We start from the raw sequence: 12,803 nt of genomic DNA, 5'->3' as shown, positions 1-12,803 counted from the left end.
GTACCGCAAGGCGGGAAGGCGGGGCCGACGGGGGCTGCGAGCCGGAGCTGTCGGACAGCCTGAAGACCTTCGGCGCAGTCCTGAAGGCGCTGCGGGAGGAAGCCCGCCTCACCCAGGAGCAGTTCGCCCCGCTGGTGCGGTACTCGGCCGCCTACATCGCCAAGATCGAGCAGGGCAAGCGGTTCCCGCCGAGGGACCTGCTGGACCGGTCGGAGGAGGTGCTGGGCGCGGGCGCGGGACGGGTGCTGGGAGCGGCGGCGAAAAGCCTGACGCGTAAGGCGGGGTTGGCGACGTGGTTCTTGCAGTGGGCAGGGATCGAGGAGGACACGACCTCCTTGTACGCCTACGAGTGCCGAGTGGTCCCAGGTCTGTTGCAGCCGGAGCCGTACATCCGAGCTCTCTTCGAGCGGCACTTGCCCCCGCTCACCGAGGAACAGTCCGAACGGCAGGTGGCGGCCCGCCTTGCCAGGCAGCAGCTCCTCGTCGAACGCCCCAATACCGCGTTCAGTTTTGTCATCGAACAGGCGCTGCTCGAACGCCGGATGGGAGGTGCCGAGGTGACGAAGGCCCTCCTGACGCACCTCCTCGTAGTGGGCCGCCACCGCAATGTGGAGCTTCAGGTGATGCCGCTGGTCCAGGAGGAACACGCCGGCTTCGAGGGTGAGATGTACCTCGCCGAGACCACCGATCATCGGTGGGCGGGTTACATCGAGGGGCACGGCAGTAGCATGCTTGTCAACGACCCGAAAGCCGCAAGCAGCATGCTCCAGCGCTATGGCAAGCTGCGCTCGCAGGCCCTGAGTCATCAGGCCACGGCATGCCTGCTGGAACAGATGCGAGGAGCGCTATGAGCACCGCTGAAACGGTCTGGTTCAAGAGCAGCTACAGCGGTGGCGGCGGCGACAACTGCGTCGAGGTCGCCCTGCGCCCCGAAGCCGTTCACGTCCGGGACTCGAAGGACACCCGGCGTCCGGCGCTGGCCGTTTCCCGCCGTGCCTGGTCGGCGTTCACGGCGCTGGCGTCCGACGTGCGCGTCTGAACCACCGGAACGATCATTTGCGGTAATCGGGCCGTACGCTTACCGTACCGAAAGCAAAGGCAAGGCTTACCTAAGTTCTTGCTTCTGGTGCGGTGCACACACTCCATGACGGAGTCCCGGGCTCCGGGCGTGGGTGGGCCGGCGCCTCCCTCATCCGGAACCGTGGAGTTCGACCATGTGCTCAACCCGCCTGCGACTGCTCATCGAGGCCGTCGCGTCCTCCTCCGAGCCAGTGGCGTGGAGCGGAACGTGACCTCCGGACTCTCCGCGATCCTGCCCGATCTCTCGCCCTGGCGGTCCTCCCGCGACTTCCGGCTCCTGTGGGTGCAGGGGCTGGTCACGACCTTCGGCAGCTTCATGGCCCTGGTCGCCCTGCCGCTCCAGATCAAGGAACTGACCGGATCACCCCTCGCCGTGGGCGCCATGGGCGCGGTCGAACTCGTGCCCCTCGTGGTCTTCGGATTGTACGGCGGCGCCCTCGCCGACGCCGCGGACCGGCGCAGGGTCATCCTGCTCACCGAGGCCGGGCTGGGCGTGCTCGCGGTCGTGCTCCTGGTCAACGCGATGCTGCCGGAACCGATGCTGTGGCCGCTGTACGTGGTCGCGGCCGGGGTGGCGGCCCTGGCGGGGCTCCAACGGCCCGCGCTGGATTCGCTGATGGCCCGGATCGTGCCGCACGACCAGCTTCCGGCGGCGGCCGCCCTGAACGCGCTGCGCTGGCAGATCGGCGCGATCGCCGGACCCGCCCTGGCCGGCCTGGTCGTGGCGTACGCGGGCAACGCCCCGGCCTACGCCACGACGGCGGCCGGCTTCGCCGTCTCGCTGCTGCTGTGCCTGCGGCTGTCCCCCATGCCCGCGGCCGAGAACGCCGGGAAGCCGTCGCTGCGCGGCATCGCCGAGGGGGCACGGTACGCCTGGTCACGGCCGGTGCTCCTGGGCACGTACGCGGTGGACCTGGCGGCGATGTTCTTCGCCTTCCCGAACACGATCTTCCCGTTCCTCGCCGACGAACTGGACGCCGACTGGTCGCTGGGGCTGATGTACGCGGCGGGTTCGATCGGCTCGGTGGTGGTGAGCCTGACCAGTGGCTGGGTGTCCCGGGTGCGGCGGCACGGACTGCTGGTGGTGTGCGGCGCGGCCGGCTGGGGGCTGGCCATCGCGGCGGCCGGATGGCTGTCGGACATCTGGCTGGTGCTGGTCTGCCTGGCCCTGGCCGGGGCCGGGGACATGCTCAGCGGGCTGGGCCGGTCCACCATCTGGAACCAGACCATCCCCGACGAACTGCGCGGCCGGCTCGCGGGCATCGAGGTGCTGTCGTACAGCGTCGGCCCGCAGCTCGGACAGGTCCGTGCGGGCGCCATGGCCGGCTGGACCGGAACCCGTCCCGCCTTCTGGACCGGCGGTCTCGCCTGCGTGGCCTCGGTGGGTCTGCTCGCCGCCGTGCTGCCGAAACTGCTCACCTACGACGCGCTGACCGACGAGGACGCCCTCCGCCGCCGCGCCGCCCACACGGCCGCGACCGGTGGGCCGGGCCAGGCCGGGGCGGTGGAGAAGGCGGACACGTGACGGCCGTGCCGGGCGGCCGTGAGGACCGCCCGGCACGACGGGGGGTCACGTCAGCGGAGTGATCCGGATGTTGCGGAACCTCACCTTGTTCCCGTGGTCCTGCAGCCGGATCGCTCCCGCGGCGGGAGTCTCGGACCGGCCCGACGCGGTCGGTCCGTCGAGGACGATGTCGTCGTGGATCTTCTGCCCGTTCCACACCACCGTGACCCGGGCGTCGGCTGTCTTGCGGCCGCTGTCGTCGAAGCGGGCCGCGCGGAAGTCGATGTCGTAGGTCTGCCAGGTCTCCGGCGCCGTCGCCGCGTTGACGTCCGGTGCCCGCTTCAGGTAGAACGCCCCCGCCTCGTTGGTGTCGAGCGTGGTGTCACCGTAGGAGTCGAGGATCTGGAGCTCGTAGCGGTCCTGGAGGAAGACGCCGCTGTTCCCGCGGTCCTGTCCGGTGACGTCGGGCGGAAGCAGTGGTACCCGGAACTCCACGTGCAGCCTGAAGTCCTGGTACGCGTCCTTGGTGCGGATGTCGCCGCAGCACACCTCCATCGACTTCTCGTCACCGAGCGGCCAGCGCAGGTTCCGGCCGTCCGTGTGCTGCCACTGCGCCTGGGAGGCGGCCGTGCCGTCGAAGAGCGGGACCCGGGCTCCCCGCGGATGGACGCTGAGCATGTCGAGATTGACATGACCGGTGTCGCCCGCGTCGAACCGGTAGGAGACCGTATTGCTCCCGGCACGCAGCGTCAGCCGTTCGGTCCGTGTGGACCAGGAGTCCCAGTCGTCGGTGGGAGGGAGCTGCGTCTGCCGCAGTTTCTTCCCGTTGACGTACAGGGACAGGGACTTGGTGCCCCGGAACGGGTTCGGCCCGTTGGAGTAGCGCAGCCCCACGTCGTAGGTGCCCGACTTCGGGACCGTCACGTCGAACGTCGTACCGGCCTTGCCCTCGGTGGCGTAACGGTCCACGAAGCCGCTGCCGGAATGGCCCACGTGGTCGGTGTTCACACCGGCCGTGCCCGTCAGGCGCGCCTCCTCGGCCTCGTACCGGGTCGCGGGGGGCGGCTGCTCGCCGGGAATCCGGTTGAGGGTGTACCAGGCCTCGGTGCTCCACAACTGCTCACCGGAGTCCGACGTGAAGGGACGCGGGGAGCGGATGTGGACGACACGGCCCGGCTTGAGGTCGTCGAGCCGGAGCTTGACGGTACGCCGGTCCTTCGAGAGCGTCGCCGAGCGCACCGCCAGCCGCTCCTCGGCGATCTTCGGGCCGCCGTAGTCCGCGGTCGGGGTGTAGCGCCACTGCTCGGCACGGTAGTGGGTGGCCAGTTGCTCGGCGGTGGCCTCGGACACCGGCTGGGTGTACGTCAGGTCGAAGCCGCCGGGCACGGCACGCATGGTCCGGACGTCGAACGTGTTTTTGCCGTTCGGAGTCAGCTTCTGCAGACCGAACCTGAGCTTGCCCTCCTGGCCCCAGTTGCCGTCGGCCCCCAGCCCGCCGACGTAGATCGCGCCGTCGGGCCCCTGGGTGACCCGGTTGATGCCGGCCTCGAGGCCCTGGGTGTAGCGGAAGACGGCCCCCTGGTACTGGCCCTTCACCTTCTCCAGGTAGGCGCGCTGCAGGCCGCCGTAGGTGACGTCGCCCAGCAGCATCTGGCCGGCGAACGTGCCCTTCCTCAGATACAGGGGAGTGGAGGGCGAGTTGGCGATCTCGTTCTGCGGCAGCCACAGCACCGGCTCGGTGACGGGGGAGTCGTCGAAGGGGCCGGCGGGCTCGGTGTAGTGGTTGAAGAAGCGGTCCTGCTTGATCTGCACGAGCTTCGACGAGGGAAGCCATCCGCCCTGGTTGTCGGTGGCGAAGATGCTGCCGTCGGGTCCCCAGCCGATGCCGTTGGGCGTCCGCAGCCCTCCCGCGACCGGACTGATCTTCCCCGTCCTCTTGCTGACCTTGTACGTGGCCCCGCGGCCCGGTGCCGGCTGCGGCACGGTGGTCGCGCCGCCGAGGTCGATGGCGACGGAGAGGTTCACGTAGAAGTGGCCGTCCCGGTAGAGCAGGCCGAAGGCGAACTCGTGGAAGTTGCCTCCGTAGGGCCAGGTCGCCACCGTCCGGTACTCGTCGGTCACCTCGTCGCCGTCGCGGTCGACGAGCCGTGTCAGCTCGTGCTTCTGCGAGACGTACAGGGCTCCGTCGACGTACTTGATCCCCATGGGCTCGCGCAGCCCGCTCGCCACCTTCGTGACGGTGACCTTGTCGCGGCTGGTGGCGCCGGTGACGTTGTCGAGCAGGTACACCTCTCCGGCAACGTTGTCGGTGCCGCCCCACGTGCTGATCGCCAGACGCCCGTCGGGCAGCCAGTCCATGCCGCTGACCTGCGGCTTGAAGCCGTCCGGGCGCAGATCGGTGAGGGTCAGGTCGGGGCGTACGTCGGTGAGCGGGAGGCCGTCGCCGGGGGAGTCGCCGCTCGCCTCGCACTCCTTGCGGCCCGGCGCCGTGACCCGGACGACCCCGGCGTCGGTGCTCAGTACTTCCCGGGGCACGATCGCGAAGTCGCTTGCTCCCGGCGGCTTCCAGGCCAGCTGGAGCTGCTGTCCGCCGTCGCGCTCGAAGTGGTCGATGCGCAACGGGTGCGCCCCGGCGGTGAGATGGACCGTGCCGTCCTTCGGCTCGGCACCGTGCAGCCCGTCGTGGTCGATCACCGTGTCACCGTCGATCGCCAGCCGGGAGCCGTCGTCACTGGTCAGGCGGAACACGTACGAGCCGTCGCTCGGCACGTTCAGGTAGCCCGACGCCTCGGTGACGAAGCGGTCGGCCAGCCCGCCGAAGTCGGCCTCCGTGGACCAGTCGACCGTCGGCATCAGCTTGTCGTGGTTGGGGGTCTGACCCGGTTTCAGGGTGCACAGCCTGCTCAGCGGCGTCTGCACGTCGAACACGCGCAGCGTGATGCCGGGCTCCTGGGGCGGGATGTCCGCGGGAGCGGCGGCGGCCGGCGGCGCGGAGCACAGCCCCGCGGCCAGGGCTCCCGCGAACAACAGGGGGGTGAGGTGTCTTCGGGCGCGTGGGAACAGACGGTGGCGCATTGGTCCTCCACGAGTACACGAGTAGGGGACCGGACCGTGCCGGATTTCGCTCCGGTCTGCTGCGGTGGCGCTGCACTTGAGCCGTCAAGCTAGAGGACTTCCGCTTGACATGTCCATACTTTGTCATCGGAGAGTTCAAAGTCCGGGACCGCGCGTGGAGGGAGGAGCCCCCCGTTTCTGCGAGTTCTGTGGGAATCCGGCGGGACTCCGCCTGCCGGAGGCCGGGGATGCGCGGAACCCCACACCCCGTCCGGGACCCCGGTCCGTATCGGCGTCGGCGCCCGGGACGGTCACGCGGTCCTCGAGTTCCAGGACGAGGGCCTCGGAATGACTCCCGACCAGGCCGAGCGGGTTTTCGACCGCTTCCACCGCGCCGACACGTCACGGGCCCGTGCCGGAGGCGGCGGCGCGGGCCTGGGCCTGGCCATCGTCGGCTCGCTCGTCCGTGCGCACGGCGGCCGCGTAGAGGTCCGTACGGCTCCTGACCGGGGCGCGACCTTCCGCGTCCTGCTGCCCCTGAACTCCGGTGTCCGAACGGAGAAATGGCCGTAGCCAAGAAGTGACGGCACGAAGACGGCGGCCCTTCCGGGTACACCAGATTCCATAGACTTTTGTATTGACGAGGACATGCCTTAAGAGTTCAATCATGCCTTGAGATAAGACGGCCGGTCCGTCGGCATGACACACCCCCCATAGAGACACCCCACAGTTCTCGCCCTGTCTCTCACCTCACCCTCACGGTGGGCGCGCACGTTCGCCCCATGGTTCCGCTCCGCCGTGCGTTCACCTCTTGAAGGTGAGGCCCCCACCGAGAGGTCACCCCCATGACTCCCCTGCGCAGCGGCGTCCCGCTCCGCCGCACACCTCCCCTCCGTCGCCTCCCCGCGATGCTCGCCCTCGCCCTTGTCCTCGCCCTCGCCCTGACACTCGCTCCCGGCACGACGCAGCAGGCGGTGGCCGCGGGGGAGCGCGTCGACGTATGGCTCACCACGACCTCCGACACGGGCGGCCGCAACGTCACCCGCGGCCTGGCCCCACAGACACCGGTGCACTTCGGCCCCGCCGGAGGCGGCGCCGACCAGACGATCACCGTCGACGAGACGACGACCTACCAGCAGTTCGAGGGAGGCGGCGCCTCGATCACCGACACCACCGCCCATCTGCTGCGCGGCGGCGCCGTCAGTGCCTCGACCCGCGACGCGGTGATGCGCAAACTGTTCTCACCGACGGACGGCATCGGGCTGTCCTTCGTCCGCAACCCGATCGGCGCCTCCGACCTGTCCCGGCCGGGCCATGTCTCGCTCGACGACACCTGCTGCGACCTGTCCGACTTCGGCGCCAACGGCTACGACACGAACGTCCGGCTCCTCACCGCACAGGCCCGGCAGCTCAACCCGGCACTGCGGGTCAAGGGCGTGCCCTGGAGCGCGCCGGGCTGGATGAAGGACAACGGCCGCATGGACCAGATGGGCTGGCTGAAGTGGGAGTACTACCCCCTGTACGCCCAGTACCTGGTCAAGTACGTCCAGAGCTACCGGGCCGCCGGCGTGGACATCGACTACCTGTCCGTCCAGAACGAACCGAACTGCTGCCAGGCCGGCAACCCCACGGCCATGAACTACCCCGGCATGAGCTGGAACTCCTCCGGGCTGGTCGAGTTCACCAAGAACCACCTCTACCCGGCCTTCCGCGCCGCCGGGATCGACACCAAGGTCCTCGTCCACGACTGGAACTACGGCGACTACGCGGGCTTCGGCGCGCCCATCCTCGCGGACGCCGGGGTGCGCAACGACCCGCTCTTCGGCGGCATCGCCTGGCACGGCTACGCCGGTGACCCCGCGGTGGGCAGCCAGGTGCACGGCCAGTACCCGAACGTCCGTCAGTTCAGCACCGAGCACTCCGGCGGCACCTGGATCGGCAACCAGCACAACGAGGACCTGGCCGACATCGTGGGCTACGCCCGCAACTGGAGCAGCAGCCTGGTCAAATGGAGCCTGGCGCTCAACCAGGACATGGGGCCGCACAACGGCGGCTGCGGTACCTGTACCGGACTGATCACCGTGCAGGAGGGCGGCCCGCGGGCAGGACAGGTCGACTACACGGTCGAGTACTACACCACCGGTCACCTGACCAAGTTCGTCAAGCCCGGCGCCTTCCGGATCGCCTCCACCGCCGGCAGCACGGTGTCCAACGTGGCCTGGCGCAACCCCGACGGCTCCAAGGCTCTGATCGCCCACAACGGGGGCGCCTCTGCCCGTTCGGTCCGCGTCGACTGGGGCGGCCAGTCCTTCACCTACAGCCTCCCCGCCCGCACCACCGCCACCTTCACCTGGTCCGGCGCCCCGTCGGGCAACCCGGGCGGCGGCACCGGCACCCTCACCGGGCTCGCGGGCAAGTGCCTCGACGTCGCGGGCGGGGCCACGGCCGACGGCACCGCGGTGCAGCTGCACACCTGCAACGGCACGGCGGCCCAGCGCTGGACCGTGAGCGCCGACGGCAGCGTGCGGGCGCTCGGCAAGTGCCTGGACGTGAGCGGCGCCTCGACGGCCGACGGCGCACGCGTGCAGCTCTACGCGTGCAACGGCAGCACGGCACAGCGATGGTCGTACAACGCCACGACCCACGACGTGGTCAACACCGGCGCGGACAAGTGCCTCGACATCACCGGCAACAACTCCGCGAACGGCACCCCCGCCCAGATCTGGACCTGCACCGGCGCCGCGAACCAGAAATGGACCCTGAACACCACCTGACTCCACCCGGCCGTCCTCCTGGGTCCGGCCCCACCCGGGCCCGGCGCCCAGAGGGACGGCCGGTACCGGGGGCAGCCATGTGATCATGTCCGTATGACAGCCGGTCGGATCATCTTCCTCAACGGCACGTCCAGTTCGGGGAAGTCGAGCATCGCCCGTGAACTGCTCGGCATCCTGGACGACGGTGTCTTCTCCCACCTGGCGGTGGACGGCTTCAACGCGATGCGTACGAAGCGGCCCCTCGCACCGGAGGACCTCGACACCGCTCTGCGCCGGACGAGGAAGGGCTTCCACCGTTCGATCGCGGCCATGGCCGAGGTGGGCAACGATGTCGTCGTCGACCATGTCCTCAGTGAGCCCTGGCGGCTGGCCGACTGCCTGGCCGTACTGCGCCCCGAGGACGTGCTGTTCGTCGGCGTCCACTGCTCACCGGACGAACTGGTTCGCCGCGAGAAGGCCCGTGGCGACCGCCCCCAGGGTCTCGCCGCGCTCCAGTACGAGCTGGTCCATCAGCACGGTGACTACGACATCGAGTGCGACACCAGTACGGCGAGCCCGCGCGAGTGCGCCGAACTGATCAAGGATTTCCTTCCGGTCCGGCCGACGCCGACCGCCTTCACCCGCCTCCGCGCCCGCTGTCCGGCGGACAGCGGGCCGACGGGCTGAGAACGCCGGTTCAGGTCGACTCGCGCACCACCAGCTCCGTCGGCAGCGTCAACTGCTGGCGGGGCGCGCCGTGCTGGGTGATGTCGGTGAGGATGCGGGCCATCGTGCGGCCCAGTTCCTCCACCGGCTGACGCACCGTCGTCAGGGGCGGGTTGGTGTGGCGGGCGAGGACGGAGTCCTCGAACCCGACGACGGCGACATCGCCGGGCACCTGCCGCTTCTGGCGGCGCAGTTCGGCCAGCGCGCCGACCGCCATCAGGTCGGAGGCGGCGAACACGGCGTCCAGGTCCGGGGCGCGTTCAAGAAGTGAACGCATCGCGCGGGCGCCGCCCTCCTCGGTGAAGTCACCCGTCTCGGCCAGGAACTCACTCGTGGGCACTCCTGCCTCCCGGTGGGCGTCACGCCAGCCGGCGAGCCGGCTGCGGCCGACGTCCATGTCCAGCGGCCCGGTGATCGTGGCGATCCTGGTCCTGCCCCCGCGCAGCAGGTGCCGGACCGCCTCGGAGGCGCCACCGGCGTTGTCGGAGTCGACGTAGCTCAGCCGCTCGCCCGCGTCGCGGCGGCCGGCCAGCACGGTGGGCAGGCCCATCTCCTCCAGCATGCCCGGCAGCCGGTCTTCGGAGTGGACCGAGACCAGCAGGACGCCGTCCACGCGGCGCGTCGCCACCGATTCGGTCAGCTGGTCCCGCTCGGCCTGGTCACGGACCAGCATGAGCTGCAGTTGGGTCCGGCTTTCGGCGAGGGCGCCGCTGACGCCCCTGATCAGTGCGGCGAAGAACGGTTCCGAACCGAGCCGGCTCTCCGATTCGGGGATCACCAGTGCCACGGCGTTGGTCCGGTTGGTGACCAGGCCGCGGGCGACCGAGTTGGGGACGTAGTTCAGCTCCTTGATCGCCGCCAGGACCCTGGACCGCGCGTCGGTACTGACCAGATCCGAGCCGTTGACGACGCGGGACACCGTGGTCCGGCCCACACCGGCCCGGGCGGCGACGGTTTTGATCGTGGGACGGCGGTCCCCGGCCATGTGCTCCCCCTCTTCGGCGGTCGCGGCGACACCGGCCGCGGAGTTGACCTGCGGCAATTCTTGCAGACGGCGCAAGAGCGGAAGTGCGTCGGGCCCGGGGACCGAACGGCGGAAATCGGTCCCGGACTACGAGTTGTGTTCAAGTCATTGACAGACCGGCTGCGCTGCCAGGAGTCTTCGGTTCATCGATGGGAACGTGCCCACCTTGAGTTGGGCACGTTCCCACCCCCATTGCCAGAGCCGCTGTGGTCATCGCAGAACGCGTCACTCCGGTGCGTCAGCGCCGTCGCTAGGAGGAGTTCCATGGGCAGTCCCGGTTCGTTGCGTACGAGGGCGGCCGCGGTCGCGGTCGCCGGCGCGCTGACGCTCGTCGTCGGCTGCAGCAGCAGTGACGATTCGGCCACGGGGGGTGGCAAAAAGGACGGCAAGGTCGTCATCACCATGGGCATGTACGGGGTGATGGGCATCAAGGAGACAGGGCTTCTCGAGCAGTACGAGAAGGAGAACCCGGACGTCGAGATCAAGGCCGAGATCGCAGGCGACGAGCAGACGTACTACACCGCGCTGCAGACCAGGCTCGCGGCAGGCAAGGGCCTGAAGGACATCCAGGGCATCGAGATCGGGCGGGCCAAGGAGATCACCGAGACCCAGTCGGACAAGTTCGTGGACTTCTCCGACGTGCCCGGCACCGACCACTTCCTGCCGTGGAAGGACTCCCAGATCAGCACCGAGGACGGCAAGGTGCTGGGCCTGGGCACCGACATCGGCCCGATGGCCGTCTGTTACCGCAAGGACTACTTCGAGCAGGCCGGTCTGCCCACCGACCGCGAGGAGGTCGCCAAGCTGTGGGAGGGCGACTGGCAGAAGTACGTCGAGGTCGGCCGCACCTTCAAGAAGGGCTTCAAGGGCGACGACGTGTCCTACATGGACGCGGCCAGCGGCCTGTTCAACGCCATGGTCTACGGCTACCCCGAGCAGTACTACGACGACAAGGGCGAGCTGATCTACGACAAGAACCCGGTCGTCAAGGAGGCGTGGAACCTGGCCGCCGACGCCGCGGACGACGGCCTGACGGCCAAGCTCCGCCAGTTCCAGCCGGGCTGGGACCCGGGCCTGGCCAACGGCACGTTCGCCACCGCCGTGTGCCCCGCGTGGATGCTCAGCCACATCAGCGAGAAGGCCGGTGAGGCGAACAAGGGCAAGTGGGACGTCGCCAAGGCCCCCAAGGGTGCCAACTGGGGCGGGTCCTTCCTCGGCGTGGTCGAGCAGAGCCCGGTGAAGGAGGAGGCCAAGAAGCTCGTCGCCTGGCTGACCGCGCCGGAGCAGCAGGCCCACATCTTCAACGAGATCGGCAACATTCCGTCCTCGGAAGAGGCGCTGAAGAGCGACCAGGTGAAGAACGCCAAGTCGGAGTACTTCAACAACGCGCCGATCGGCGAGATCTTCGGCGCCGCCGCCCAGGAGATCCCCGACAAGCAGGTCCTGGGCCGCAAGGACGGCACGATCAAGGACACCTTCTCCCAGGGCCTGACCCTGATAGAGCAGCAGGGCACCCCGCGTGACGAGGCGTGGAAGACCACCGCGGAGCGCATCGAGAAGGCCGTCGGCTGACCCGTCGCCCCCATCGGCCCCCCGGGCCCGCCCGCGCTCCGCCGGCGGGCCCGGGGCGGCACACACATCCGCTCCCAGGAAGGAAAAGTCGGGTGGCCACCTCCACCACCAAGGCCCTGGCCGGCGGGGAGCCCTCGGGCCCGCCGCCGAAGACGGACGGCGAGGGCACCGCCCGGCGGCGCGGCGCGCTGCTGCACCGGCTCGACGTCAGAGGCGCCCCGTACGCGTTCGTCGCACCGTTCTTCGTCGTCTTCGCCGCCTTCAGTTTCTATCCCCTCGTCTACACGTCGTGGATCTCCCTGCACCGGGTGGAGCTGGCCACCCTCGACGTCATGGAATGGGTGGCGTTCGACAACTACGTCGACCTCTGGAACGACTCACGGTTCTGGAACGCGCTGGCGAACACCCTCACCATCGGCGTCATCTCCACGGTGCCGCAGCTGCTGATGGCGCTCGGGCTGGCGCACCTGCTCAACTACCGGATGCGCGCCTCGTTGTTCTTCCGGGTCGCCTCGCTGGTCCCGTACGCCACCTCGGTCGCCGCCGCCGCCCTCGTGTTCACCATGATCTTCGAACGCGACTTCGGCATGATCAACTGGGCGCTCGGCGCGGTCGGCGTCGACCCGGTGAACTGGGAGGCCGACAAGTGGCCCGCCCAGGTCGCGATCTCCACCATCGTCATCTGGCGCTGGACCGGTTACAACGCGCTGCTCTACCTGGCCGCCATGCAGGCGATCCCCGCCGAACGGTACGAGGCCGCGGCCATCGACGGCGCCTCCCGGTGGAAGCAGTTCACCCACGTCACCGTCCCCGGAATCCGCTCCACCATCGTCTTCACCATCGTGCTCTCCACGATCGGCGCCACCCAGCTGTTCGGCGAACCGCTGATCTTCGGCCAGGGACCCAACGGCGTCACCGGCGGCGCGGACAACCAGTACCAGACGCTGGGCCTGCTGCTGTACGAGGAGGGCTGGAAGAACTACCAGATGGGCCGCTCGGCCACCGTCGCGTGGGCGATGTTCCTGCTGCTCGTCCTCGTCTTCGTGGCGCAGCGCCTGATCAAGCGCCTGCGTTCCCGTACGTCCTGACC

The 12,803-nt window shown here is 69.4% G+C and carries 10 protein-coding genes; 8 read left to right on the top strand and 2 right to left on the bottom strand.

Annotated elements, in window-relative coordinates; genetic code table 11:
- Positions 1–47: 47 nt before the first annotated feature.
- From AOK11_RS23875 to AOK11_RS23865, 3 genes are all read left to right on the top strand, one after another.
- Positions 48–851 (top strand): helix-turn-helix domain-containing protein, encoded by an 804-nt coding sequence (locus AOK11_RS23875; protein ID WP_055595789.1) that lies wholly within the window; start codon positions 48–50, stop codon positions 849–851.
- Complete coding sequence (locus AOK11_RS23870; protein WP_055595785.1) at positions 848–1,039, top strand: DUF397 domain-containing protein; 192 nt, start codon at positions 848–850, stop codon at positions 1,037–1,039. The genes AOK11_RS23875 and AOK11_RS23870 overlap by 4 nt, the downstream gene beginning before the upstream one ends.
- Positions 1,040–1,288: 249 nt before the next feature.
- The gene (locus AOK11_RS23865) at positions 1,289–2,605 is read left to right on the top strand and encodes an MFS transporter (protein ID WP_055595784.1); all 1,317 of its coding nucleotides are present in this window, start codon (positions 1,289–1,291) and stop codon (positions 2,603–2,605) included.
- A gap of 45 nt (positions 2,606–2,650) precedes the next feature.
- Here the strand turns inward: AOK11_RS23865 and AOK11_RS23860 are convergent, their stop codons facing one another.
- Positions 2,651–5,659, bottom strand: a complete 3,009-nt coding sequence (locus AOK11_RS23860) for a 3-keto-alpha-glucoside-1,2-lyase-like domain-containing protein (protein WP_055595783.1) — start codon at positions 5,657–5,659, stop codon at positions 2,651–2,653.
- A gap of 120 nt (positions 5,660–5,779) precedes the next feature.
- Here AOK11_RS23860 and AOK11_RS45290 point away from each other — a divergent pair, with 120 nt between their 5' ends.
- From AOK11_RS45290 to AOK11_RS23845, 3 genes are all read left to right on the top strand, one after another.
- Positions 5,780–6,211, top strand: a complete 432-nt coding sequence (locus tag AOK11_RS45290; RefSeq protein ID WP_079035038.1) for an ATP-binding protein — start codon at positions 5,780–5,782, stop codon at positions 6,209–6,211.
- A gap of 272 nt (positions 6,212–6,483) precedes the next feature.
- Positions 6,484–8,412 carry a lectin gene (locus AOK11_RS23850; protein WP_055595781.1) on the top strand — a complete coding sequence of 643 codons (1,929 nt, stop codon included), beginning with the start codon at positions 6,484–6,486 and terminating at the stop codon, positions 8,410–8,412.
- A 93-nt stretch (positions 8,413–8,505) separates the two neighbouring features.
- Entirely contained in the window at positions 8,506–9,078 is a 573-nt protein-coding gene (locus AOK11_RS23845; RefSeq protein ID WP_055595780.1) for a chloramphenicol phosphotransferase CPT family protein, read from the top strand.
- 10 nt (positions 9,079–9,088) lie between these two features.
- On the opposite strand, the gene AOK11_RS23840 is transcribed toward AOK11_RS23845, so the two are convergent.
- Positions 9,089–10,102, bottom strand: coding sequence for a LacI family DNA-binding transcriptional regulator (locus AOK11_RS23840; RefSeq protein WP_055595788.1), 1,014 nt, complete (start codon positions 10,100–10,102; stop codon positions 9,089–9,091).
- Positions 10,103–10,405: 303 nt separating this feature from the next.
- On the opposite strand from AOK11_RS23840, the gene AOK11_RS23835 reads away from it, so the two are divergent.
- Positions 10,406–11,713, top strand: a complete 1,308-nt coding sequence (locus AOK11_RS23835) for an ABC transporter substrate-binding protein (RefSeq protein ID WP_055595779.1) — start codon at positions 10,406–10,408, stop codon at positions 11,711–11,713.
- Between the two features lie 92 nt (positions 11,714–11,805).
- Positions 11,806–12,801 (top strand): carbohydrate ABC transporter permease, encoded by a 996-nt coding sequence (locus AOK11_RS23830; protein ID WP_055595778.1) that lies wholly within the window; start codon positions 11,806–11,808, stop codon positions 12,799–12,801.
- The last annotated feature ends 2 nt before the right edge of the window (positions 12,802–12,803 follow it).

The organism is Streptomyces hirsutus, assembly GCF_001418415.1.
Lineage (GTDB): Bacteria > Actinomycetota > Actinomycetes > Streptomycetales > Streptomycetaceae > Streptomyces > Streptomyces hirsutus.
The sequence above is the reverse complement of the archived record's forward strand: the minus strand, read 5'-3'. Positions and strand labels throughout refer to the sequence as shown.

Coding starts and splice junctions, on each gene's coding strand:
- AOK11_RS23835 (WP_055595779.1), top strand. CDS start 10,406: ATGGGCAGTCCCGGTTCGTTGCGTACGAGGGCGGCCGCGGTCGCGGTC.
- AOK11_RS23845 (WP_055595780.1), top strand. CDS start 8,506: ATGACAGCCGGTCGGATCATCTTCCTCAACGGCACGTCCAGTTCGGGG.
- AOK11_RS23860 (WP_055595783.1), bottom strand. CDS start 5,659: ATGCGCCACCGTCTGTTCCCACGCGCCCGAAGACACCTCACCCCCCTG.
- AOK11_RS23840 (WP_055595788.1), bottom strand. CDS start 10,102: ATGGCCGGGGACCGCCGTCCCACGATCAAAACCGTCGCCGCCCGGGCC.
- AOK11_RS23870 (WP_055595785.1), top strand. CDS start 848: ATGAGCACCGCTGAAACGGTCTGGTTCAAGAGCAGCTACAGCGGTGGC.
- AOK11_RS23850 (WP_055595781.1), top strand. CDS start 6,484: ATGACTCCCCTGCGCAGCGGCGTCCCGCTCCGCCGCACACCTCCCCTC.